At 64.2% G+C, this 23,125-nt stretch carries 18 protein-coding genes and 1 other RNA gene; 9 read left to right on the top strand and 10 right to left on the bottom strand.

Annotation, left to right across the window (positions count from 1 at the left end; genetic code table 11):
- Positions 1-89 precede the first annotated feature (89 nt).
- Positions 90-377 (top strand): type II toxin-antitoxin system HigB family toxin, encoded by a 288-nt coding sequence (locus SFA35_RS08675; RefSeq protein WP_320577293.1) that lies wholly within the window; start codon positions 90-92, stop codon positions 375-377.
- Positions 378-381: 4 nt separating this feature from the next.
- Entirely contained in the window at positions 382-786 is a 405-nt protein-coding gene (locus SFA35_RS08670; protein WP_320577292.1) for a helix-turn-helix domain-containing protein, read from the top strand.
- A 162-nt stretch (positions 787-948) separates the two neighbouring features.
- On the opposite strand, the gene ffs is transcribed toward SFA35_RS08670, so the two are convergent.
- An RNA gene (gene ffs, locus SFA35_RS08665) (signal recognition particle sRNA small type) lies at positions 949-1,045 on the bottom strand.
- Positions 1,046-1,335: 290 nt separating this feature from the next.
- On the opposite strand from ffs, the gene SFA35_RS08660 reads away from it, so the two are divergent.
- Positions 1,336-1,590: a hypothetical protein gene (locus SFA35_RS08660; RefSeq protein ID WP_320577290.1), complete on the top strand. Its 255-nt coding sequence runs from the start codon at positions 1,336-1,338 to the stop codon at positions 1,588-1,590.
- A gap of 158 nt (positions 1,591-1,748) precedes the next feature.
- Here the strand turns inward: SFA35_RS08660 and SFA35_RS08655 are convergent, their stop codons facing one another.
- From SFA35_RS08655 to SFA35_RS08640, 4 genes are all read right to left on the bottom strand, one after another.
- Positions 1,749-2,114 carry a hypothetical protein gene (locus tag SFA35_RS08655; protein ID WP_320577287.1) on the bottom strand — a complete coding sequence of 122 codons (366 nt, stop codon included), beginning with the start codon at positions 2,112-2,114 and terminating at the stop codon, positions 1,749-1,751.
- Positions 2,115-2,653: 539 nt separating this feature from the next.
- On the bottom strand, positions 2,654-3,028 hold the full coding sequence (locus SFA35_RS08650; protein WP_320577285.1) for a hypothetical protein: 375 nt from the start codon (positions 3,026-3,028) through the stop codon (positions 2,654-2,656).
- Positions 3,025-4,389, bottom strand: a complete 1,365-nt coding sequence (locus tag SFA35_RS08645) for a hypothetical protein (protein ID WP_320577283.1) — start codon at positions 4,387-4,389, stop codon at positions 3,025-3,027. The genes SFA35_RS08650 and SFA35_RS08645 overlap by 4 nt, the downstream gene beginning before the upstream one ends.
- A gap of 423 nt (positions 4,390-4,812) precedes the next feature.
- Positions 4,813-5,979: a putative zinc-binding metallopeptidase gene (locus SFA35_RS08640; protein ID WP_320577280.1), complete on the bottom strand. Its 1,167-nt coding sequence runs from the start codon at positions 5,977-5,979 to the stop codon at positions 4,813-4,815.
- 294 nt (positions 5,980-6,273) lie between these two features.
- Between SFA35_RS08640 and SFA35_RS08635 the strand changes: the two genes are divergently transcribed.
- The 4 genes from SFA35_RS08635 to SFA35_RS08620 are packed head-to-tail and all read left to right on the top strand — an operon-like array spanning position 6,274 to position 10,306.
- On the top strand, positions 6,274-7,257 hold the full coding sequence (locus SFA35_RS08635; RefSeq protein ID WP_320577279.1) for a TRAP transporter substrate-binding protein: 984 nt from the start codon (positions 6,274-6,276) through the stop codon (positions 7,255-7,257).
- A gap of 3 nt (positions 7,258-7,260) precedes the next feature.
- Complete coding sequence (locus SFA35_RS08630) at positions 7,261-7,758, top strand: TRAP transporter small permease (RefSeq protein WP_320577277.1); 498 nt, start codon at positions 7,261-7,263, stop codon at positions 7,756-7,758.
- Entirely contained in the window at positions 7,755-9,041 is a 1,287-nt protein-coding gene (locus SFA35_RS08625; protein WP_320577275.1) for a TRAP transporter large permease, read from the top strand. The genes SFA35_RS08630 and SFA35_RS08625 overlap by 4 nt, the downstream gene beginning before the upstream one ends.
- Before the next feature lie 29 nt (positions 9,042-9,070).
- Entirely contained in the window at positions 9,071-10,306 is a 1,236-nt protein-coding gene (locus SFA35_RS08620) for an aspartate aminotransferase family protein (protein ID WP_320577273.1), read from the top strand.
- Here SFA35_RS08620 and SFA35_RS08615 read toward each other — a convergent pair.
- The 5 genes from SFA35_RS08615 to SFA35_RS08595 all read right to left on the bottom strand — a co-directional run bounded on the left by SFA35_RS08615 (position 10,262) and on the right by SFA35_RS08595 (position 19,013).
- On the bottom strand, positions 10,262-11,152 hold the full coding sequence (locus SFA35_RS08615; protein WP_320577270.1) for a LysR substrate-binding domain-containing protein: 891 nt from the start codon (positions 11,150-11,152) through the stop codon (positions 10,262-10,264). The two genes, SFA35_RS08620 and SFA35_RS08615, sit on opposite strands and share 45 nt — an antisense overlap.
- A 168-nt stretch (positions 11,153-11,320) precedes the next feature.
- Positions 11,321-13,672 carry an NAD-dependent DNA ligase LigA gene (ligA, locus tag SFA35_RS08610; RefSeq protein WP_320577268.1) on the bottom strand — a complete coding sequence of 784 codons (2,352 nt, stop codon included), beginning with the start codon at positions 13,670-13,672 and terminating at the stop codon, positions 11,321-11,323.
- Between the two features lie 98 nt (positions 13,673-13,770).
- Positions 13,771-14,652, bottom strand: coding sequence for a cell division protein ZipA (zipA, locus tag SFA35_RS08605; RefSeq protein WP_320577266.1), 882 nt, complete (start codon positions 14,650-14,652; stop codon positions 13,771-13,773).
- A gap of 209 nt (positions 14,653-14,861) precedes the next feature.
- The gene (gene smc, locus SFA35_RS08600; protein WP_320577264.1) at positions 14,862-18,350 is read right to left on the bottom strand and encodes a chromosome segregation protein SMC; all 3,489 of its coding nucleotides are present in this window, start codon (positions 18,348-18,350) and stop codon (positions 14,862-14,864) included.
- A gap of 3 nt (positions 18,351-18,353) precedes the next feature.
- A complete protein-coding gene (locus tag SFA35_RS08595; RefSeq protein WP_320577263.1) occupies positions 18,354-19,013 on the bottom strand; it encodes a GntR family transcriptional regulator in 660 nt (219 codons plus the stop codon).
- Between the two features lie 256 nt (positions 19,014-19,269).
- Here SFA35_RS08595 and xdhA point away from each other — a divergent pair, with 256 nt between their 5' ends.
- Together xdhA and xdhB are read left to right on the top strand one after the other, a co-directional pair.
- A complete protein-coding gene (xdhA, locus tag SFA35_RS08590) occupies positions 19,270-20,727 on the top strand; it encodes a xanthine dehydrogenase small subunit (RefSeq protein ID WP_320577261.1) in 1,458 nt (485 codons plus the stop codon).
- Positions 20,720-23,113, top strand: coding sequence for a xanthine dehydrogenase molybdopterin binding subunit (gene xdhB, locus SFA35_RS08585; protein WP_320577259.1), 2,394 nt, complete (start codon positions 20,720-20,722; stop codon positions 23,111-23,113). Before xdhA ends, xdhB begins: the two co-directional genes overlap by 8 nt.
- The last annotated feature ends 12 nt before the right edge of the window (positions 23,114-23,125 follow it).

Genomic DNA, 23,125 nt, shown 5'->3' with positions numbered 1-23,125 from the left:
CACACGAAATCTCACTATTCGAATCTGCAATAGCCCTGCACGCAGGGCTACCATTCAGGTCATTGCAAAAACAAATAGAGAGGCAGTCGATGCGAGTGACCACGGTCGCGCGGATCAGGGAGGCTCAGGCGAAATGGCCCTATTGCTCAACCGCTCTCATCAGTTGGGATGACCAAATCCGACTGAATAACCCGCAGAATTTTGCGCAGATGAAATCGATTTTTCCCGCAACCGATCTAGTGGGCGAATTCCATGTTTTCGATATCGGCGGCAACAAGATCCGCCTGATTGCCGGGGTTGCGTACTCGACACAGCAGGTCTTCATAAAGCACGTACTCAACCACGCGCAATACGACAGAAACAACCGGAAGGTATAGACAGATGTCTGCTCTGGTAGAACAAGCCAAAGAACATTGGCCGTATCCGGCTCCGCTGCTGAGCCCACCCACCAACGAAATCCAATACAACACCCTGGTAGAGGCGCTGGACGAGATTCAAGCCATATCGGGGTACGATTGCGGCCATCCGCTGGATGGTCTGGCAGATGCTATCGCGCTACTGATCGAGGCCTACGACCTGCGCACGCACCCGATGCGCCGAGCCTCAGGGATAGAGGTGCTTCGGTCGTTCATGGAAGAACATCAGCTGACGCAAGGAGACCTGCCAGAGCTGGGGAATCAGTCGACGGTTTCGCAGTTGTTGGCGGGTAAGCGCAAGCTGAGTGTGCGGCAGGTGCAGGATTTGGCGAAGCGGTTTGGGGTGACGGCGGAGACGTTTTTGGGGTGAGTACCTAGACTTGGTCTCGCTCGAACATACTCCGCATGGTCACTTGAGGATGTATTAGATACGCCCTCACACGGACGTGAGCCAGGCAAAATGATCGATTATGTTGAGTGCAGTGACAGGACAACGAGGTTAAGCGTCTGGCGCTTGAGTCGATGGAGGCAACCCCACCAGCCACACCCCGGCACACAATGTTCCCGCTGTGGCTGCTCCCTTCCGGGCCTGACCAGGTTAACGGGTAATCGTTGCGGGGGGACCGATGGGGTCACCATAACGCAGTGCTCGCCTGGCAGCGAGCGGGGCCATTGTACCGGTCTCAGAAGAACTTACAACCCATCGGTGAAGATAAAAAATTCGATAGGGGTCAAGCACTTGAGGTCAGGGTTGGACCAGACCCCGGGGAAATCGTATAGTCGCCGATGCCGGGGCTTGCAGCCTGGGCCGGGGGTGGAAGCCCGAAATTACAGGAAACGGTCACGACCGTGACGCTCTGGCGGTGAGCATCCAGCCAGGCTGCGGCGTGAGATGACTGAGCCTGAAAGGAATACTTCCATGAAAGAACCACGCTACGTTTCGCTGAATCTGGACTCCTCTTCCCCTGCCATCCTGCACATCGACGCTGAAGCCAGCCTGCCGGACATGCTTGATTTCGCCGACCACCGTTTCCGTATGGCCCGCCAGTTGCTGGCAAGTCTGGAGGGCGCAGACGACTGTGACCTGCGACAGGTGTCGAATGCGGCCCGAGTGTTGCTGGAGGATGGGTGCGGGGTCATGGGGTTGATCGAGGAGCGCCTGGCTACCGGTTGACGTGTAAGCCACAGCACACCGGCCTGGCGGCCTCTCGGGGGCTTTGCCCCCTCCCACCTTGGAACGCAATCCTATGTGGGAGTGGGCGTAGCCCGCGAGAGGCCGCAGGCCGGTTTTGGTTTGAGCAGACTTGACCGGTGGAAGGGACCTTATTCAAATCATCCCGACCAGCTCATGCCGGCGACCAGCACCAGCCCAGTATTAATAATCCCGATTAACCGATGATTGATCTTGGCCAGTCGTCGAAACCCATCCGGTATGGCTGCGGCCTCCGCTTCGTTCACCCGATATATCTTCAGGGCGTAACGAGGGTCAGTGGCTATCACCTGGACTTCGCAGAGCAGCAGGAAGCGACCTTTCGGGCCGGAATAGATGGGAGTCAGTCGCCTTCCAGAGACTTTTTCCATCACATCCAGAACCGGGTCGAGTTTTGTGTAGGCGCAGTACATCAACCATGGAACGTTAATGAACAGAGCAAGTGTGACAACAACTGTTATAAGCTCAAAAATCAGTCTCGCGCTCATGGATATACTCGTAGATCATTTGGCCGATTTCATCACCAGCCATGCCGCCGATAACTCCATCCGCTAAGTTAGCTGAGCGGCACGTGCCGCTACAGCCGTTCCCCCCCCGCAACGCCCCCGCAAACCCACTCGCCTCCGTCACCCGTATCGTCTTGCACTCCTGCATCTCCCGCCCGGCAAACCTCCTCGACCTTCATGCAGGAAGCCGTCGCCCCCCATCCAATGCCAACATGGCGGCCTGCTGTACACCTGTTTTTCATACTTGCCCATGCCCCTTTCTTCCCACCAGCGGATAGCCAGGCCAGACTATGCGGGGTTTGAGGGGCAAAAAGATGTAGGAAATTTCCGGCCGAGCAGGTGGAAATTTCTGATATTTCGCAGGTTTTGAATGAGGCGCTCAGATCTGACCGGCCAAAACGGCTTCTTGAGGGCTTAGCCCCTCCCATCTTGGAACGCGATCCGATATGGGAATGGGCGTAGCCCGCGAGAGGCTGCCGGAGCGTTCTCGGTGCAGCGGACTCGCCCAGCGCATCAAAGCCCTAGTCGAACCATCCCGTCCAGATAAGACCTGCCACGAGAAGCATTGCCATGAACACCGTCGCATTGATTCGATGATTAATCCGTGACAGTCGGCGAAACGACTCGGGAATGGCACCTACTTCAGCTTCAGTGACCAGACCCAGCTTCAATGCAAGCCGAGGATCGACAGCAATCACGGAGACATCACGCAGCAAAAGAAAACGGCCTTTGGGTCCGGAATAGAAGGATGTCATGCGCTTGCCTGAGGCCTCTTCCATTCGATCCAGCACAGGGTCGAGCTTGGTGTAGGCGCAATACAGCATCCAAGCCAAATGAACGAACAATGCCGTCATCACCAATATGGCACTAATTCCTAACAGATTTCTCGGAGTCATGGTGTATGTTCGTAGATAAAATCCGCGATGAATTCGCCGCCTGCGCCGCCACCTACTCCGCCTATCAATGACCCCGCACCCACCAATGCAATCCCGCAGGCTGCGATGGCCACTGGAAATCCAAGAACTACGCAAGCAGGTGCAACCCTGGCCGCGAAATAACCCCCGGCCATCGCGCCCCCTAACGCTCCTGAAAAGCCACCCGCCTCAGAAACACGAATCTTCTTGCACTCCTGCGTCTCGCCAGCTTGGCATACTTCCCTGACGTTCATGTAAGCCGCGCCAGCCCCCAACCCAATGCCAATATAACCGCCTGCTTTCAGATATTTCGCAGCCCTGCTGACCCCATCAAAATGCGCGGTATACCCCGGAATTGGCCCCGGGGCGCCGGCGTATTTCCAGTGGTGGACCAGGCTGCGGCTGGAGATGCCCAAAGCCTTTTTCAGATCCGGATGGTCGGGAAAGCCGATGCCCTTGCGCACCAGCTTCGACAGGCTGGCGTCGAGCTTGTCGAACAAGACCTTGCGCTCGGCGAAGAATGCCGGGTTACGCAGGTTGCCGTGCATCACGTAGGTGCGCACGTGTAAAGCGTCGATTTCCTTGAGCAACCCTTCGATGGCTTTGAGGTGGTAGGCGATCATGCTTTCGCCGATGCCGACACCCGTGGAGGCGTAGCTGAGGAAGTCCTGGATTGCGGAGTGATGGTCGACCTGGAACTCGGCATCCTCCTGAGCGATGTTGTGTTGCGCTGAGCGCACCTTGCTCGCGGCGCGAGTAAGGTTGGTCGTCTCGAATTGGCAGTTGAAATTGTTCTCGTCGGTGAGGATGAATATCTCGCCGGCCTTGATTTCGCCAGTGTCGGAATTCAGCTGGCGCATGGGCCGGAGGAAGTCCGTGGCGCGGTCGCCGAAGAGCTCCGCGAGCACCTCCTTCTGCGTGCTGGTGCGCGGGACCACGTAGAAACCAGGGTCAGCGCCGACGGGTTGGGGTGGGCGGCGGGCGTAGTCGGTGAAGGTGGGCATGGGTGGGTCTTGCGGCGCGTGGTGCTGCCGGTGGGCTCTGGCGATGTGCGGGTAGTCGGCGAGGTTGTCGGGGTCACTGAGCGGTGAAAAGGGCTCGTCGGTGACGAGCAGCCAGCTGCCCTCTTCGACTGACTCAAGCGCGGCCTCCAGCTCATCCGGACCACTGCGGGGGTAGAATTCCCCAATCTCGTGCTCCTCCTCAAAGTCTTCGGCGTCGAGTCCGGGATAACTGAGTTCATCCTCGAGATAGTCCTCGACTCTGAAGCTTGCGAAAAAGGGTGACTCGATATTCTCCAGCTTGTAATCGCTTATATCTGACCAGCAAATGAGCTTGTCCATGACCTGTTGTCCTTGTGAGCGGATGCGCAGGTCGAACTATGCAGGGCTTGGGATGGGAAAAGATGTAGGAAATTTCTGGCTGATCGGGTGGAAATTTCTGATATTTCACGGCCCTGGATCAGAGGGCGAAACCGCACCGCCGTGGCAGCCGTTCGGAACGTTGCCCCCCGATGTAGCCGGCGAAGCTGGCGAGCGAGGCAACCCCGATCGCCAGGTTTTCTGGCCATGGGCCGCGATACCGTTAGATGATCCACCAGGCCACCGAGGTGACGCCTTCGCCAGCTGCGCCGGCTCCTACAGCGGCCCGGGATGCCCCACAGCCCGCGAAGCTGGCGAGGGGCGCGGCAGATATTACCTGCCGGGCCACAGATCAAGCCGCCCTTGGCCCCCCCCCCGCACAGGCGGGAGGGGCCAGAACGACCCTCACCCCACCTGCAACACCTCGTCCGCCCGGCCGCCCTTCTCCTGGATCACCAGGTGGATGAAGTGCAGCTTGGCGATCACGGCGGGCGGCAGAACGAACGGGTAGAAGTCCGGCTGGCCCATGGCGCGGGACAGTTCGTTGAGCATGCCGGCCAGTTCGATCCAGGCGTTGACGAAGGCGAGGAAGGCCGGGCCGCTGGCGTGTTGCGGGTCGTAGAGGGTTTCCAGAGGGAACGGGGTGTAGTCGAAGTCCATTTCCCGGGTGCTCATGCCGAAGCCCAGGGCGGTGTCGACGGCGTCCATCATGTGCAGGTAGTGGGCCCAGGTCTCGGCCCAGTCTTCCCAAGGGTGCATGGTGGCATACGCGCTCACGTGCGTCTGGTTCCAGTCCAATGGCGCGCCTTGGTCGTAGTGGCGTTGCAGGGCTTCGGCGTAGCTTTGCTGCTCATCGCCGAACAGCGCGCGAAATTCGCCGAGCCAGTGGCTGTCGGCGATCAGGCGGTCCCAGTAGTAGTGGCCGACTTCGTGGCGGAAGTGGCCGAGCAAGGTGCGGTAGGGTTCGCGCATCTGGATGCGGACCTTTTCGCGGTAGGCGTCGTCGGCTTCGCGGATGTCCAGGGTGATCAGGCCGTTGGCGTGGCCGGTGGTGGGCAGGTTGCCGTCCAGGTCGATGCCGATGAAGTCGAACGACAGGCCCGTGGCTTCGTTCTCGGTCTTGGCCACCACCGGCAGGCCGAGGCTGATCAACTGCGCCACCAGGCGGCGCTTGGCGGTTTCCACCTTGCGCCAGCGCTCGGGGTTTTCCGGCACGCTGAGGTCGGGGATGGTGTGGTTCAGGCTGCAGGCGATGCACAACTGGCCGGGGGCGTCGGCGGGCAGCAGCCAGTTGCAGGCCGCTGGGGTGTCCAGGTTGGCGCAGCGACGGAACAGGCCGGCTTCGGGGGCAGCGTGCAGCTGCCAGGTGCCCTGCTGCGGCCCGGCGTCGAGGGACGCCAGTTCATTGCGCTGCGGCCAGTAGCCGAGCATCGAGCTGCAGGCCAGGCACTGGCTGTTGGCGAAGAAAATCGACTGCCCGCACTGACATTCCCACACTTTGCTGTGGCGGGTTTCAGGCTTGATGAAGGGCGCGGTGATGCGTGTGGTCAATTGTTCGAAAAACTTGTACATGGGCGGCCTCCGTGTGTGCTCGCCAAGACTAGATCATGACGCATCGACGGCAGTTCCGTCGGCATGATCGAGCGGCCGAGGGCGCTTGTGCGACAGATCGCCCCAGTGCTGGCGAATCGCCAAAAATCAAATATTTATCCAATAAATTCAATTAGTTGGCAGAACAACCGTTGGTCGCATTAATAATCGTATGGGCGCATTTGAAATCTTGATGGGCCGCGGCCCGGCTTTCCTTGACGGCGCTAGTGGCAAAAAAGCATAACTCGCTCATCGACCATCAGCGAGGTATCTGCAATGTCACTCAAGCGCAAGTCTCTGCTGGCCACCCTCATTGGCCTGGCCCTGTGTTCCTCCGTCAACCTGGCCCAGGCCGAGCAGACCCTGCGCCTGGCGCATGCCTCGAGCACCGACAGCCTGATCAACCAGGCGATGGTTCGCTTCGCCGCCCAAGTCGACACGGCCACCCAGGGTGAACTGAAGGTGCAGATCTACCCGGACGGCCAATTGGGTGACGAAGCGCCCATCGTCGACTCGGTTGGCGCCGGCGCCATCGACATCGGCCTGGGCGGTTCCACCGATGCCATCGACCCCAAGCTCAACGCCCTGTCGCTGCCCTTCCTGTTCAAGGACGCCGCCTCGGTGCATGCCTTCCTCGATAGCCCGGCCGGCAAGAAATTCCTCGCCATGGGCCAGGACAAGGGCTTCGTCATGCTCGCCGCGCTGGACTCGGGCTTTCGCCAGTTCGCCAACAGCAAGCACCCGATCACCAAGCCCGCCGACCTCGCCGGCCTGAAGATCCGCACCCCGCCCAACCCGGTGATCCTCGCCACCATCAAGCAGCTGGGCGCGCTAGGGCAGTCGATTCCGTTCGGTGAGGTGTACACCTCGCTGCAGTCGGGGGTGGTCGACGGCGTCGAGCCGGAGCTGCGCGACTTCTACGACCAGAAGTGGTACGAGGTGGCGAAGAACGTGTCGATGTCCAACTACGTCTGGTCGGCCAACTTCTGGTTCATCAACAAGGACAAATACGAGGCCCTCAGCGACGCCGACCGCACTGCGGTGGACAAGGCCGTCAGCGACACCACCACCTGGTACCGTTCGCAGCTGGACGCGGTGTACGCCAGGATCCAGGGCGAGATGCAGGCCAAGGGCGTCAAGTTCAACGCGGTCGACACCGCCGCTTTCCTGGCCATGAGCGGGCCGGTGTACGAGCAGTTCGGCAAGCTCTGGGGCGCCGACTTCGTCGCCCAGCTGCGCCACGACGCACAGGGGCACTAAGCGATGTCGCTGACGCTGCACACCGACCCCGCGCCGCACGCGTGGCCCGAGCGGGTGCTGGCAGTGCTGGGGGTGGTCATGTTTCTGATCACCCTGCTGTCGACCCTCGCCGGGGTGTTCTCGCGCTACTTCAACCTGCACGGTTTCGAGTGGTCGTTCGAAGTGGCCACCCTGAGCTTCATCTGGGTGACCTTCATCGGCACGGTGATCGCCGAGATCAAGCATGAAAACGTGCGCTTCCAGGGCCTGGTGTCGATGTTGCCGGCGCGCATGCAAACGGCGCTGGACGGCGTCGCCAGCCTGGCCTTGCTGATCATCAGCGCCTGGCTGCTGTACAGCGGCGTGGCGATGATCGGCCGCAGCGGCTGGACCCCCAGCCCGGTGCTGCGCTGGCCGGCCGGCCTGACCATCGCCGCGCTGATCAGCGCGGCGGCCATGTTGGCGATCATTGCCCTGCTGCGATTGGGTAAGTTGTTGATGCACCGTGGAGCGAAAGCATGACTGTACTGATCCTGTTCGGCGCCTTCTTCGTGCTGTTGATGGCCGGCTTGCCGGTGGTCTGGGCGATGGCCGGCGGCAGCATCGCCGCACTGACCTTCGGCGACCTGCACATGCCCCTGGCGTGGCTGGCGCAGCAGACCCTGCGCGGCGCCGATTCCTCGACGCTGGCTTCGATCCCCTTGTTCCTGCTGGCCGGCGAACTGATGAACCGCGGCGGCCTGACCCACCGCATCATGCGCATCGCCGAGCACTGCTTCGGTCGCCTGCGTGGAGGCCTGGGCCTGGTCAACGTGGCCACGGCGTTCATCTACGGCGGCCTTACCGGTTCGGCCACCGCCGACACCGGCACCGTAGCCAAGGTGATGATCCCGGTGATGGAGGAACGCGGTTACCCGCGTGCCTTCGCCGCAGCCGTGACGGCGGCCTCCGGCACCCTGGGCATCATCGTGCCGCCCAGCGTGATCCTGATCATGTACGGCGTGCTGACCAACACCTCGATCGGCGGACTGTTCATGGCGGGCGTGGTGCCGGGGGTGATGCTGGCGGCGACCTTCATGCTCACCGCCTACCTGGTTGGCTTGCGCGAGAACTTCCCCAAGGTCGACGCCCGGTTCGACGGCCGCGCCCTGCTCAAGGACCTGTGGGTCGCGGCGCCGGCGCTGGCCATGCCGATCATGGTGCTCGGCTCGATCGTCAGCGGTTTCGCCACCGCCACCGAGGCCGCCTCGCTGTCGGTGCTGTATGCGCTGGCGGTGGGCAGCATCGTCTACCGGCAACTGAGCTGGCGCGACCTGTTTCCGGCGATGACAGAAGCGGTGACCATCACCGGCTCGGTGATGATCATCATGGCCGTGGCCATGCCGTTTGGCTGGATCCTGACGTTCGAGCGGGTGCCGCACACCGTGGCCTCGTGGATCGTCGACATGCACGCCGGCCCCATCGCGACCATCCTGCTGGTGATCCTGGTGCTCAAGGTGGTGGGATTCTGGCTCGACCTCGGCCCGGCGATGATCATCCTCGCGCCGATCCTGGTGCCCGTGGCCAAGGCCGCCGGCTTCGAGCCCTACCAGATCGGCCTGATCTTCACCATGACCCTGGGCTGGGGCCTGTTCACCCCGCCGATCGGCACCAACATTTTTGTCGTCTGCAACGTCGGGCGGGTCGGCATCGGCGCGGTGTCGCGCCGGCTGATTCCATTCTGGGTGGCCACGGCCGTGGCCATCGGCCTGCTGGTGGCACTGCCCGACCTGACGCAGTGGCTGCCACGCCTGATGGGCTACTGACCCTTTCCCTTTATTGATCGAGACCTCACATGACGCATCTTATCGGTGGAATTTCCAGCGCCGGCCGCGCTTTGCCGGAAATCGACGGCCAGGCCTTCTCGGTGCTCAGCTCCCAGGGCCCCTACCTGTGGAACGGCCAGGGCGAACGCTACATCGACACTGCCATGGGTTTTGGCGCGACCATGCTCGGCCACGGGTTTGCCCCGGTGATGCAGGCGGCCAGCAAGGCCCTGATGGCCGGGCCCATGCCCTCCTTTGCCCACGACCTGGAAGAAGGCGCTGCAGCCGCGCTGGCGCGCTTTACCGGCGAGTTGGACCAGGTGGTGTTCGTCAACACCGGCAGCGAAGCCGTGCACCTGGCCTGCCGCGTGGCGCGCAGCGCCACCGGCCGCTCGCGCATCGTCAAGTTTGCCGCCGGCTACGACGGCTGGTACGACCAGGTCGCCTTTGGCAACGCCGGCGCCGATACCGCGCGGATGACGGATGCCCAGCGCCCCGAGCGCGACGGCGTTCTGCTGCTGCGCTACAACGATTTCGCCGACGCCGAGCAGCTGTTCCGCGATCACACTGACATCGCCGCGCTGGTGATCGAGCCGGTGCTGGCCAATGCCGGCTGCGTGCAACCGGCGCCTGGCTACCTCAAGCACCTGAGCGACCTGGCCCACCAGCACGGGGCGCTGGTGATTCTCGATGAGGTGCTGATGGGCTTTCGCCTGCATGCCGGCCTCAGCGGCACCCTGCTCGGCGCCGAGCCGGACCTGGCCACGGTCGGCAAGGCCATCGGCAGCGGAGTGCCGGTGGCAGCGCTGGTTGGCAAGGCTCGGTACATGAAGCTGTTCGAGCAAGGCCTGGTGGTGCGCGCGGGCACCTACAGCGGTGCGCCGCCGGCCTGCGCGGCAGTGGTCAGCACCCTTGAACACCTGGCCGGCGCCGACTATGCCGGGCTGCTGGCACGCGGCGAGCAACTGCGTGCGGACATTGTCCGGGTCTTCGCCGATCGCGGCATCAGCGTGCGTACCACCGGTTACGGCAGCGTGTTCACCCTTTGGCCGGGGGCCATGGCGCCAGGCAACTATGCCGAGGCCAGCCAGGTCGCCGACCCGGCCTGGACCCTGCAGCTGCACAAGGCCCTGCGCCAAGAGCAGGTGATGAGCATGCCGTTCGCCTACGGCCGGGTGTACCTGACCTTTGCCCACACCCAGGCGGTGCTGGCCGAGTTGCTAGCGGGCTACCGCCGCGCCGCCGCTCGCCTGGCCAAGGGCTGAGCCACTGAAATGCTCGCGTACGCACTGCGCCAGACGCCGCGCGCTGAGCCGGGCGTTGTCCGGCACCAGTAGGGCCAGCGGCAAAGCTGGCAGGTCCGGCAGCCGTTCGGCGCGGCCAAGCACCCGCCATCCTTCGGGAACCACCGAGGCCGGCAGCACGGTGACAGCCTGGCCGGTGCGCACGGCGTGCAGCACGCCGGGCAGGTGCGAGGAGGAACTGACCACGCGCCAGGGCACGCCGGCCTTGTCCAGCGCTTCAAGGATGCGCGGGCGGGCACGGCAGGTGTCGGCGAACAGCGACAATGGCAAAACGCCGCCCACTTCCGGTCGATGCCCGGGTGCGGCGCACCAAAGTTGGGCTTCGCTGCGCAACAGCTCACCGTTGTCGCGGTCGTCGGCGCGGGTGACGATGGCCAGATCGATGCTGCCGTCGGCCAGCTGGCTTTCCAGGCGGTTGGAGAAATCGCAGATGATCTCCACCTGCAGGTGCGGATGGCGCGCGGTGAAGGTCTGCATCAGCACACAGCCGATGGATTCCAGGTAGTCGTCAGGCATGCCGATGCGGATGCGCGAGGCTTCGGTCTCGCCTTGCAGCGCCAGCAGCGCCTCGTCTTCGAGGATCTGGATGCGCCGGGCGTAGCCCATCAGCCGCTCGCCATGCTCGGTGAGGCTGACCCCCTTGCGCGAGCGTTCCAGCAGTTTGCGCCCGACGCGTGCTTCAAGGCGCGCGACCATCAGGCTGACGGCCGCCTGGGTCTTGCCGATACGGTCGCCGGCGGCGGTGAAGCCGCCGTAGTCGATCACGGCGACGAATGCCGCCAGGGCGTCGGTGTCGAGATGGCGCATGGGTGGGGACCTCACTGGGGGAGCTGGTGAGGTGACGATGCAAGTTGTGTTCCGCAGGATGACGGGGCGATGCGTGGCGGCCTTGTCGCGGGCTTCGCGCGCTCCTACGGGTGTTTCGAACGTAGGAGTCCGCGACAGGCCGCGTAACGGCCGCTGGCAGCCCTTACCCTAGATCAAACCCTGTCCCTGCAAAAAGCTCACGAACGCCGCTTCATCCAGCACCTTGATCCCCAACTCGTTGGCCTTGGCCAGTTTCGATCCGGCCCCCGGCCCCGCCACCACGGTGTGGGTCTTGGCCGACACGGAGCCGGCCACCTTGGCGCCAAGGCTTTCCAGCTTGTCCTTGGCGACGTCGCGGCTCATCTGCTCCAGGGAGCCGGTGAGGACCCAGGTCTGGCCGGTCAGGGGCAGGCCTTCGACCACCTTCTTCTCGCTGGCCCAGTGCATGCCGAAGGCCTTGAGCTGGGCCTCGACCTGGCGCGCGCGCTCGGCGTTGGCCGGGTCCTTGAAATACTCGCGCACCGCGTCCGCCTGCCGGGTGTTGAGTGCCTGGCGCAGGTCGATACCGTCGGCGGCGATGATTTTATCGAGGCTGTCCAGTTTCGCCACCAGCTTCTCGGCGCCGGTGGGGCCGATCGAGGCGATGTCCAGTTTGGCGATCATCCCGGCCAAAGTGGTGCTGGCGGCGTATTCAGCGTGCACGCCGCCCTCCTCCTGCAACTTGAGCCCGCGTTCGAGCAGCTGGCGGATGACCTTCTGGTTGTGCTCGTCCTCGAAGAAGCTGTGAATCTCGTAGGCCACTTCCATGCCGACATCCGGCAGGTAGGTGAGCACCTGCGGCAGCGCCTCGCCGACCCGTTGCAGGGAACCCAGGGAGCGGGCCAGGACCTTGGCGGTCTCCTCGCCGACGTCGGGAATGCCCAGCGCGTAGATGAACCGGGCCAAGGTCGGCTGCTTGCTGTCCTCGATGGCCTGCAACAGCTTGTTGCTCGACACCTCGGCAAAGCCTTCGAGCTCCACCACCTGCTCGAAGCTCAGGGTGTACAGGTCGGCCGGCGAGCCCACCAGGCCCTCGTCCACCAGCTGCTCGACGCTCTTCTCGCCCAGGCCCTCGATGTCCATGGCACGCCGCGAGACGAAGTGGATGATCGCCTGCTTGAGCTGCGCGCCGCAGGCAAGGCGGCCAACGCAGCGGTACACCGCGCCTTCGCTGACGGTCTCCTTGCCCTTGCTGCGCTTGATCAACTGGGTGCGCTCCACGTGCGAACCGCACACCGGGCAGGTTTCAGGGATGTGCACCGGCCGAGCGTCGGCCGGGCGGCGCTCGCTGACCACCTGCATGACCTGCGGGATGACGTCGCCGGCGCGGCGGATGATCACTGTGTCGCCGATCATCAGGCCCAGCCGGGCCACTTCGTCCATGTTGTGCAAGGTGGCGTTGGCCACGGTGACGCCGGCCACCTTGACCGGCTTGAGTCGCGCCACGGGCGTCACCGCGCCGGTGCGGCCGACCTGGAATTCGACGTCGAGCAGCTCGGTCATCTCCTCCATGGCCGGAAATTTATGGGCGATGGCCCACCGCGGTTCGCGGGCGCGAAAACCCAGCTCGCGCTGCGAGGCGATGCTGTTGACCTTGAACACCACGCCGTCGATTTCATAGGGCAGTGCATTGCGCCGCTCGCCGATGTCGCGGTAGTAGGCCAGGCAATCTTCGATGCTCTCGGCCAGCTTCAGCTCACGGCTGATCGGCAGGCCCCAGGCCTTGAGTTGCTTGAGGTTGTCGACATGGGTGCTGGCGATGTCGTGGGAGACCTGGCCGATGCCGTAGCAGCAGAACTCCAGCGGCCGGCTGGCGGTGATCTTCGAGTCGAGCTGACGCAGGCTGCCGGCGGCGGCGTTGCGCGGGTTGGCGAAGGTCTTGCCGCCGACCTCGGCCTGGGCCGCGTTGAGCCGCTCGAAGCCGGCCTTGGACATGTACACCTCGCCGCGTACTTCGAGGGTTGCGGGCCAGCCACTGCCGTGCAGCTTGAGCGGGATATTGCGCACGGTGCGCACGTTGACACTGATGTCTTCACCCGTGGTGCCGTCGCCACGGGTGGCGCCGCGCACCAGCGCGCCGTCCTGGTACAGCAGGCTCACGGCCAGGCCGTCGAGCTTGGGTTCGCAGCTGTACTGCACCTTGGCGGCGTCGCCGAACAGGTCGCCGGAAGGCAGGTCGAGGCCCTCGACCACCCGGCGGCCGAACTCACGCAGGTCGTCTTCCTCGAAGGCATTGCCCAGGCTGAGCATGGGGATCTCGTGGCGCACCTGGCTGAACGCGGTGAGCGCCGCGTTGCCGACGCGCTGGGTCGGCGAGTCGGCGGTCACCCACTGCGGGTGCTCGGCCTCCAGCGCCTTGAGCTCGCGGAACAGGCGGTCGTATTCGGCATCCGGAATGCTTGGCTCGTCGAGCACATGGTAGCGGTAGTTGTGCAGGTCCAGCTCGGCGCGCAACTCAAGGATCCGGGTTTCGGCGTTCATCTTTTTTCTGCTCTCGTTCAATGCAAAAGAGCAGCCGGGGCTGCTCTCTGGTCTGGTTCCCGAGCAAGCTCGGTCCTACAGGCTCCGCTGGGCGGCCATCACCGGCGCTGGGTCAGCGCGCGGCGCTCGAACTCGACGATGCGCTGACGGTAATGCTCGATGGTCTGCGCCGTCAGCACGCTGCGTTGGTCGTCCTTGAGCTCGCCGCCCAGTTCCTGGGACAGCTTGCGGGCGGCGGCGACCATGACGTCGAAGGCCTGCTTGGGATGACGCGGGCCCGGCAGGCTGAGGAAGAAGCTCACCGCGCGCGTGCTGAAGTGGTCGATGTCGTCGAGGTCGAAAATGCCCGGCTTGACCGCGTTGGCCATGGAGAACAGCACCTCGCCGTTGCCGGCCATGCTTTCGTGGCGATGGAAGATGTCCATCTCGCCGAAGCGCAGGCCGCTTTCCAGGATGTTCTGCAACAGGGCCGGGCCTTTGAAGCCGCTTTCGTCCCGGGAGATCACGCTGATCACCAGCACCTCTTCCACCGGCGGCAGCTCCTTGGCCTCAGGGGCGCCGGTGCTCGAACCGAAGGTGCCGGGCTTGGCGTCGTCGGCGAAGTCGTCGCGGGTGCTGAGGCTCGGCTCGTTGAAGTTCAAGTCCAGCGGGGTTTCGCGCTTGGCGGTTTTTTCCGCCTTCTCGGGTTTTTCCACCACCGGCTTGCCGCGCTTGGGCGCTGGCTCGCGCAGGGGGGCGCTCATGGAAGGCAGTTCGTGTTCGTCCAGCTGAGGCTCGTGGCTCTCGCGCACCCGTGGCGGGCCCAGGACTTCGGCGCTGCCGGCGTCGTCAGGCGCGTCCGAGACCTCGCCAAAACTCTTGTCCAGACGGAATTTAAGCTTGCCCTTGCCGCCGCGCATGCGCCGCCAGCCATCGAAAAGAATACCGGCGATAACAATGATGCCGATGACCATCAGCCACTCGCGCAGACCGATTTCCATGTAATTCCTGTGCCTCTAATAAAAAATGCTGAAAAATAAAGGGTTTAAACACCTTTAAGACGTGGCGCCAACTCTATGTTCTGACAGGCGTTTTACCCACGTGTAGGGAAATATGTACATTAAGCTAGCACGACACAGGGCAACTTTACACCGCTTGTCGCCGCTGCCGGGAATTTCTCGAAAAATCAGACGCCGGCACGCCCTTTCGCTCAGGCATCCACCATCTTCATCGCCTCTTCCACGTCCACCGCCACCAGCCGCGAGCAGCCCGGTTCGTGCATGGTCACGCCCATCAACTGGTCGGCCATTTCCATGGCGATCTTGTTGTGGGTGATGTAGATGAACTGCACCGTTTCGGACATTTCCTTGACCAACCGGGCATAGCGCCCCACGTTGGCATCGTCCAGCGGCGCATCGACCTCGTCGAGCATGCAGAACGGCGCCGGGTTGAGCTTGAAGATGGCAAACACCAGGGCCAGCGCGGTCAGGGCTTTCTCGCCGCCGGAGAGCAGGTGGATGGTGCTGTTCTTCTTGCCGGGGGGCCTTGCCATGATTGAGACCCCTGTATCGAGTAAATCTTCGCCCGTCAGTTCCAAATAAGCGCTACCGCCGCCAAAAACTTTGGGAAACAGCGCCTGCAGGCCGCCGTTGATCTGGTCGAAGGTGTCCTTGAAGCGGTTGCGGGTTTCCTTGTCAATCTTGCGGATGACGTTTTCCAGGGTGTCCAGCGCCTCCACCAGGTCGGCGTCCTGGGCGTCGAGGTAGCGCTTGCGCTCGGACTGCTGCTGATACTCGTCGATGGCCGCCAGGTTGATCGCGCCCAGGCGCTGGATGCGACCGTCGATGCGCTGCAGTTCTGCCTCGGCTTCCTTCTCGTTGGCCAACGGGTCGAGGCTGGCGAGCACGCCGTGCAGGTCGTAGCCGTCCTCGCGCAGTTGCTCCTGCAGGGCGGTACGGCGCACGCTCAGGGCCTGCCATTCCATGCGGTACTGTTCCAGCTGGCCGCGCAGCAGTTGCGACTGCTGTTCGGCCTGGCTGCGGCGTTTCTCGGCCTCGCGCAGCTCGCGGTCGGCGTCTTCCATGGCCATGCGCGCCTGGCGCATCTCCTCGTCGACCACCATGCGCCGTTCCAGCAGCTCCTCGAGCTTCTGGCGCAGCTCTTCGAGCGGCGCCTCGCCTTCTTCCAGGCCCAGGCTCAGTTGCTCGCGTTTTTCCGTGAGGCGTTCGGCCTGTTGCTCCAGACGTTCCAGGGCCTGGCGCGTGGAGCTGTGCTGGGCCCGCAGCGAGCCCAGGCGCACGGCCAGTTGATGGGCCTGGTCCTTGTGCTGGCGGGCGTCCTGGCGGATGCGTTCGAGGCGCTCGCGCAACTGCTCGCGCCCGGCGGCGAGCAGCTCGCGCTGTTCGGTGTCTTCTGCCATGGCGTCGAGGGCATCCTGCAGCTGCAGGCGCGACTCGCCCAGTTGTTCGTGCTCGACGGCGCGCTGCTCGGCCAGCTCCGCCAGCTCTTCGTCCAGACGCCGGCGACGCAGGACCAACTGCTCGACCTTGGCCTTGCCGGCGGACAGTTGCGCCTTGAGTTCGGCCTGCTGCCGCGCTTCGTCCTGCAGCTGCCGGCGCAGTTGCTCGCGACTGTCTTCGAGGCTGCCCTGGCGCTCGCGCAGTTGCAGCAGCTGCTCGTCGAGCACGGCCAGGGCTGCCTCGCGCTCGCCAAGCTCTTCGCTCAGCTGCTGCAGCTCCTGGCCGCGCGCCAGCACCCCGCTTTGCGCTTCGCTGGCGCGGCTCACCCGCAGGAAATGCCGGCCAACCCAATAGCCGTCTCTGCTGATCAGGCTGTCGCCCTCAGCCAAATGGCCGCGCAGCGCCAGCGCCTGGTCGAGGCTGGCGACCGGCTTGATGCGGGCCAGCCACGGGGCCAGGTCGACGTCGCAACTGACCTTATCCAGCAAGCTGCCAGCCACGCCCTGCCCGCCCTGCCCCGCCACCAGCAGGCGCAATTCGCCCTGGTCGAAATGGGCATAATCGAAACCGCCGAGGTCGTCCACCAGCACGGCCTGCAGGTCGGCGCCCAGCACCGTCTCCACCGCCAGCTCCCAGCCGGCCTCGACCTTGAGGGTTTCGGCCAGGCGCGGCCGCTCGGCCAACTGCTGTTCGCTCAGCCACTGGGCCGTCCCGGTGCCAGGGTCCAGAGCCGCCTGCTGCAAGGCCTCCAGCGAGGCCAGCCGACCGTTCAGGCGTTGCAGCTCGCCCTGCGCCTTTTGCTGGGCTTGGGTAGCGTGCTGAAAGGCCTCGCGCACTTGGGCCAATTGCTCGACCCGCTGCTCTTCTTCGCCGTGCAGGTCTTCCAGCGCCAGCTCGCGGATCGCCAACTGCTCGCCGAGCTCAAGGATGGCCGCATCTTCCGGGTCGGCCGCCAGCTGCTCGCGCTCTTCGCCCAGACGGCGCTGGCGCTCGCCCAGGCGTTCCATGGAGGTTTCCAGCTGCTGGATGCGCGACTGCTGCACCTCGGCCTGGCGGCGCGGCTCGGCGGAACGGGCGGTGAAAGCATCCCACTGTTCCTGCCAGCCCTGCATGGCGATTTCAGCATCTTCCAGGGCGACGGCGGCCTCTTCGGCGGCAGCGCTGCGCAGCTCCTGCTCGGGTTCGAGCATGTCCAGCTCTTCGCTGAGGGTGGCCAGCAGGGTCTGGTCGTGGCCCAGGTGCGATTCGGTCTCCTGGCGCGAGCGCTCGGCTTCCTGCAGGTCGTCCTGCAACTGGCGCAGGCGCTGCTGGCCGTGCTGGATGCTCTGTTCGACCCGGGCGATGTCGCCGCCCACCGAATAGAAGCGCCCCTGCACCAGATTGAAGCGCTCGGAGAGGTCGTGGTGGCCGTCGCGCAACCTTTCGATGCTCGCATCGGCGTTGCGCTGCTCGGCCACCAGCGCCTCGAAGCCGACCTCCTGGTCGCCGATGACGCTTTCGCGCTGGGCTACCTGCTCATTCAACGCCTGCCAGCGCAATGCCGCCAATTGCGCCTTGAGCTGACGCTCCTGGGCCTTGTACTCCTGGTATTTCTCGGCCGCCTGGGCCTGGCGGTGCAGGCGCTCGAGTTGGCGTTCGAGCTCTTCGCGCAGGTCGGTCAGGCGCTCGAGGTTCTCGTGGGTGCGGCGGATGCGGCTCTCGGTCTCGCGGCGGCGCTCCTTGTACTTGGAGATGCCAGCGGCCTCTTCAATGAAGTTGCGCAGGTCTTCGGGCTTGGCCTCGATCAGCTTGCTGATCATGCCCTGCTCGATGATCGAGTAGCTGCGTGGGCCCAGGCCGGTGCCGAGGAAGATGTCGGTGATGTCGCGGCGACGGCACTTGGTGCCGTTCAGGTAATAGGTGTTCTGCGCGTCGCGGGTGACCTTGCGGCGGATCGAGATCTCGGCGTAGGCGGCGTACTCGCCCACCAGCGTGCCGTCGGAATTGTCGAAGACCAGTTCGATGCTCGCCTGGCTGACCGGCTTGCGGCTGGTGGAGCCATTGAAGATGACGTCGGTCATCGACTCGCCCCGGAGATTTTTCGCCGAACTCTCGCCCATCACCCAGCGTACGGCGTCGATGATGTTGGACTTGCCGCAGCCGTTGGGGCCGACCACCGCCGCCATGTTGCTGGGGAAATTGACCGTGGTAGGGTCGACGAACGACTTGAAGCCGGCCAGGCGGATGCATTTCAAGCGCATGGGTCAGCTGCTCGCCAATGCCGCAAGCACCAACTGGCAGCTACGCTGACCATATTCGCCGAGCACTTTGCGAATGCGCGCCGGGTCGCGCGCGAGCACGGCGTCAAGCAATTGACCAAACAGGGTAAGGTACTCGCTCATGGACGCCTTGCGTTGCTCCAGGGCCAGAAAGTAGCTGCGGCTCATGGCCGGCTGCAGGTTCTCGATGGTTTCTTGCAGGTACGGGTTGTCGGCAAAGGGGAACGCGGCGCGCATCACGTTGAAGCTGTCTTCGACGAAGGCGGTGATGTCCTGGCGCTGGTAGGCCGCGCTCAGCCGGGCCTGGATCTCGACGAACGGCGCCAGCTGCTCGCGGGTCTGCCAGCGCGCGGCCACGGCATTGCCGAGCAGGATGTACAGCTCGCTCATCAGCGTGCACAGGCTGCGCACATTGTGCTCGGTCATGCGCGTGACCTGGGCGCCGCGGCGCGGCAGGATCTCGATCAGATGGCGGCGCTCGAGAATCAGCAGCGCCTCGCGCACCGAGCCCCGGCTGACGTTCAGCGCGGCCGTGACTTTCTGCTCCTGGATGCGCTCGCCGGGCCCCAGCTCGCCGCGCACGATGCGCTCGGCCAGGTAATGGGCAATCTGCTCGGAGAGGCTGTCCGGCGCCTTGAACGTCATGATGGTCCTTGCCTTGTGAGGGTCGCTGAGGGCGTTGGGGTGAAGCGGCGAATTGTACCGCAAATGCCGAAGGAAAAATTGGCATGAAACACGCAAGGACAAGTGTGGAATCGGCGCCCGGAATCGGCGCGCCAAATTTCTTGACCTAAAAGTCAGGAAGCGATTGACCGAAAAGTCAGGAATGACTAAATTCAGCGCTATCCCGCATTGCCCGTTTTTCGGTCAACAACAACAAAAGCTTCAGCGAGGCCTTCCCGTGATCCAGTTTTTACTCAATCAGGAATTGCGCAGCGAGCATGCCCTGGACCCCAACCTCACCGTGCTCGATTACCTGCGCGAGCACCTGGGCAAGTCCGGCACCAAGGAAGGCTGCGCCAGCGGCGACTGTGGCGCCTGCACCGTAGTGGTCGGCGAACTGGCCGCCGACGGCCAGGGCGGCCAGACCCTGCGCTACCGCAGCCTCAACTCGTGCCTGACCTTCGTCTCCTCGCTGCACGGCAAGCAGCTGATCAGCGTCGAAGACCTCAAGCACAAAGGCCAGTTGCACAGCGTGCAGCAGGCCATGGTCGACTGCCACGGTTCGCAATGCGGCTTCTGCACCCCGGGCTTCGTCATGTCGCTGTTCGCCCTGCAGAAGAACAGCGCTGAACCCGACCTGCACCGCGCCCAGGAAGCCCTGGCGGGCAACCTCTGCCGCTGCACCGGCTACCGGCCGATCCTTGCCGCTGCCGAGCAGTCCTGCGGCCCGTGCCGCCAGCCCGACCAATTCGACGCCGACCAGGCGCAGACCGTCGCCCGCCTGCAAGCCATCGCCCCGACCGAAACCGGCGAGCTCAACAGCGGCGACAAGCGCTGCCTGGTACCGCTGACCGTGGCCGACCTGGCCGACCTCTACAGCTCGCACCCCGAGGCGCGGCTGCTGGCCGGTGGCACCGACCTGGCGCTGGAAGTCACCCAGTTCCACCGCACCTTGCCCGTGATGATCTATGTCGGCAACGTCGCCGAGATGAAGCGCATCGAGCACTTCGACGATCGCCTGGAAATCGGCGCGGCCACGCCCCTGACCGATTGCTACGCCGCGCTCGAAGCCGAGTACCCCGACTTCGGCGCGCTGCTGCACCGCTTCGCCTCCCTGCAGATCCGCAACCAGGGCACCCTGGGCGGCAATATCGGCAACGCCTCGCCGATCGGCGACTCGCCGCCCCTGCTGATCGCACTGGGCGCCAGCATCGTGCTGCGCAAGGGCGACGCCACCCGCACCCTGCTGCTGCAGGACTACTTCATCGACTATCGCATCACCGCGCGCCAGGACAGCGAGTTCATCGAGAAGATCATCGTGCCGCGCGCTGACAAGGCGCGCACCTTCCGCGCCTACAAGGTTTCCAAGCGTCTGGACGACGACATCTCCGCAGTCTGCGGCGCCTTCGACCTGCGCATCGAAAACGGCGTGGTACTGGACGCCCGCGCGGCCTTCGGCGGCATGGCCGCCATCCCCAAGCGCGCCAAGGCCTGCGAACAGGCGCTGGTCGGCAAGCCGTGGAACAAGGCCACCGTGGAGGCTGCCTGCCTGGCCATGGCGCAGGACTTCACGCCGCTCTCGGACTTCCGTGCCAGCAAGGAATACCGCCTGCTGGGCGCGCAGAACCTGCTGCGCAAATACTTCATCGAGCTGCAGACGCCGCACATCGAGACCCGGGTGACTGACTATGTCTAACCATCACGCACAGAAGACCCAGGCCGAGATGGCCGAATTGTTCGCCCAGGGCCTGACCAGCGGCGTCGGCCGCAGCGTCAAGCACGACAGCGCCGACAAGCACGTCAGCGGCGAGGCGATCTACATCGACGACCGCCTGGAATTCCCCAACCAGCTGCACGTCTATGCGCGCATGTCCGACCGCGCCCACGCGCGCATCCTCAGCATCGACACCGCGCCCTGCTACAACTTCCCCGGCGTGCGCATCGCCATCACCCACGAGGATGTGCCCGGCCTCAAGGACATTGGCCCACTGCTGCCCGGCGACCCGCTGCTGGCCATCGACACCGTGCAGTTCGTCGGCCAGCCGGTGCTCGCCGTCGCCGCCAGGGACTTGGCCACCGCCCGCGCCGCGGCCATGGCGGCGGTGATCGAATACGAAGACCTCGAGCCGGTGCTCGACGTGGTCGAGGCGCTGCGCAAGAAGCACTTCGTGCTCGACAGCCACACCCACAAGCGCGGCGACTCCGAAGGCGCACTGGCGACGGCCAAGCACCGCATCCAGGGCACGCTGCACATCGGCGGCCAGGAGCACTTCTACCTGGAGACGCAGATCTCCTCGGTGATGCCCACCGAAGACGGCGGCATGATCGTCTACTGCTCGACGCAGAACCCCACCGAAGTGCAGAAGCTGGTGGCCGAAGTGCTGGACGTGTCGATGAACAAGATCGTTGTCGACATGCGCCGCATGGGCGGTGGTTTCGGCGGCAAGGAAACCCAGGCCGCCAGCCCGGCGTGCCTGTGCGCGGTGATCGCGCACCTGACCGGGCAGCCGACCAAGATGCGCCTGCCGCGTGTCGAAGACATGCTGATGACCGGCAAGCGCCACCCCTTCTACATCGAATACGACGTCGGCTTCGACGACAGCGGTCGCCTGCACGGCATCAACTTCGAGCTGGCCGGCAACTGCGGCTGCTCGCCGGACCTGTCGGCGTCGATCGTCGACCGCGCGATGTTCCACTCCGACAACTCGTATTACCTGGGCGACGCCACGGTCAATGGCCACCGCTGCAAGACCAACACCGCGTCCAATACCGCCTATCGCGGCTTCGGCGGCCCGCAGGGCATGGTCGCCATCGAAGAGGTGATGGACGCCATCGCCCGCCACCTGGGTGCCGACCCGCTGGCGGTGCGCAAGGCCAACTATTACGGCAAGACCGAGCGCAACGTCACCCACTACTACCAGACCGTCGAGCACAACATGCTCGAGGAGATCACCGCCGAGCTTGAAGCCAGCAGCGAATACCATGAGCGGCGCGAGTCGATCCGGCGTTTCAACGCGCACAGCCCGATCCTCAAGAAGGGCCTGGCGCTGACCCCGGTCAAGTTCGGCATCTCGTTCACCGCCAGCTTCCTCAACCAGGCCGGCGCCCTGGTGCACGTCTACACCGACGGCAGCATCCACCTGAACCACGGCGGCACCGAAATGGGCCAGGGCCTCAACATCAAGGTCGCCCAGGTGGTGGCCGAGGTGTTCCAGGTCGATATCGACCGCGTGCAGATCACCGCCACCAACACCGACAAGGTGCCCAACACCTCGCCGACCGCAGCCTCCAGCGGCGCCGACCTGAACGGCAAGGCTGCGCAGAACGCCGCCGAGATCATCAAGCAGCGCCTGGTGGAATTCGCTGCGCGGCACTACAACGTCAGCCCCGAGGACGTCGAATTTCGCAACGGCCACGTGCGCGTGCGCGAGCAGCTGCTGAGTTTCGAGGCGCTGATCCAGCAGGCCTATTTTGCCCAGGTGTCGCTGTCCAGCACTGGCTTCTACAAAACCCCGAAGATTTTCTACGACCGTTCCCAGGCTCGCGGCCGGCCGTTCTACTATTACGCCTTCGGCGCGGCCTGCTGCGAGGTGGTGATCGACACCCTGACCGGCGAGTACAAGATGCTGCGCACCGACATCCTGCACGACGTCGGCGCCTCGCTGAACCCGGCCATCGACATCGGCCAGGTCGAGGGCGGCTTCGTTCAGGGCATGGGCTGGCTGACCACCGAAGAGCTGGTGTGGAACGCCAAGGGCAAGCTGGTGACCAACGGTCCGGCCGGCTACAAGATCCCGGCGGTGGCGGACATGCCCATCGACCTGCGGGTCAAGCTGGTGGAAAACCGCAAGAACCCGGAAGACACGGTGTTCCATTCCAAGGCCGTGGGCGAGCCGCCGTTCATGCTCGGCATCGCCGCCTGGTGCGCGATCAAGGACGCCGTGGCGAGCATCGCCGACTACAAGGTGCAGCCGAAGATCGACGCCCCGGCGACCCCGGAGCGAGTGTTGTGGGGCTGCGAGCAGATGCGTGAAGTGGCGAAGGCGGTGAGCGCTGTGCCGGCCGCCGAAAGCGTCGTTTAATCGGCCGGCCCC

The sequence above is a fragment of the Pseudomonas sp. HR96 genome, from assembly GCF_034059295.1.
Lineage (GTDB): Bacteria > Pseudomonadota > Gammaproteobacteria > Pseudomonadales > Pseudomonadaceae > Aquipseudomonas.
This window is presented reverse-complemented; position numbering and strand designations above follow the sequence as displayed.

What these genes read in the sequence shown, in the direction of transcription:
- SFA35_RS08670 (WP_320577292.1), top strand. Translation starts at nt 382, where the DNA reads ATGTCTGCTCTGGTAGAACAAGCCAAAGAACATTGGCCGTATCCGGCT.
- SFA35_RS08635 (WP_320577279.1), top strand. Translation starts at nt 6,274, where the DNA reads ATGTCACTCAAGCGCAAGTCTCTGCTGGCCACCCTCATTGGCCTGGCC.
- SFA35_RS08620 (WP_320577273.1), top strand. Translation starts at nt 9,071, where the DNA reads ATGACGCATCTTATCGGTGGAATTTCCAGCGCCGGCCGCGCTTTGCCG.
- SFA35_RS08655 (WP_320577287.1), bottom strand. Translation starts at nt 2,114, where the DNA reads ATGAGCGCGAGACTGATTTTTGAGCTTATAACAGTTGTTGTCACACTT.
- zipA (WP_320577266.1), bottom strand. Translation starts at nt 14,652, where the DNA reads ATGGAAATCGGTCTGCGCGAGTGGCTGATGGTCATCGGCATCATTGTT.
- SFA35_RS08640 (WP_320577280.1), bottom strand. Translation starts at nt 5,979, where the DNA reads ATGTACAAGTTTTTCGAACAATTGACCACACGCATCACCGCGCCCTTC.
- ligA (WP_320577268.1), bottom strand. Translation starts at nt 13,672, where the DNA reads ATGAACGCCGAAACCCGGATCCTTGAGTTGCGCGCCGAGCTGGACCTG.
- SFA35_RS08675 (WP_320577293.1), top strand. Translation starts at nt 90, where the DNA reads ATGCGAGTGACCACGGTCGCGCGGATCAGGGAGGCTCAGGCGAAATGG.
- SFA35_RS08645 (WP_320577283.1), bottom strand. Translation starts at nt 4,389, where the DNA reads ATGGACAAGCTCATTTGCTGGTCAGATATAAGCGATTACAAGCTGGAG.
- SFA35_RS08625 (WP_320577275.1), top strand. Translation starts at nt 7,755, where the DNA reads ATGACTGTACTGATCCTGTTCGGCGCCTTCTTCGTGCTGTTGATGGCC.
- SFA35_RS08595 (WP_320577263.1), bottom strand. Translation starts at nt 19,013, where the DNA reads ATGACGTTCAAGGCGCCGGACAGCCTCTCCGAGCAGATTGCCCATTAC.
- SFA35_RS08660 (WP_320577290.1), top strand. Translation starts at nt 1,336, where the DNA reads ATGAAAGAACCACGCTACGTTTCGCTGAATCTGGACTCCTCTTCCCCT.
- SFA35_RS08615 (WP_320577270.1), bottom strand. Translation starts at nt 11,152, where the DNA reads ATGCGCCATCTCGACACCGACGCCCTGGCGGCATTCGTCGCCGTGATC.
- SFA35_RS08630 (WP_320577277.1), top strand. Translation starts at nt 7,261, where the DNA reads ATGTCGCTGACGCTGCACACCGACCCCGCGCCGCACGCGTGGCCCGAG.
- SFA35_RS08650 (WP_320577285.1), bottom strand. Translation starts at nt 3,028, where the DNA reads ATGACTCCGAGAAATCTGTTAGGAATTAGTGCCATATTGGTGATGACG.
- smc (WP_320577264.1), bottom strand. Translation starts at nt 18,350, where the DNA reads ATGCGCTTGAAATGCATCCGCCTGGCCGGCTTCAAGTCGTTCGTCGAC.
- xdhB (WP_320577259.1), top strand. Translation starts at nt 20,720, where the DNA reads ATGTCTAACCATCACGCACAGAAGACCCAGGCCGAGATGGCCGAATTG.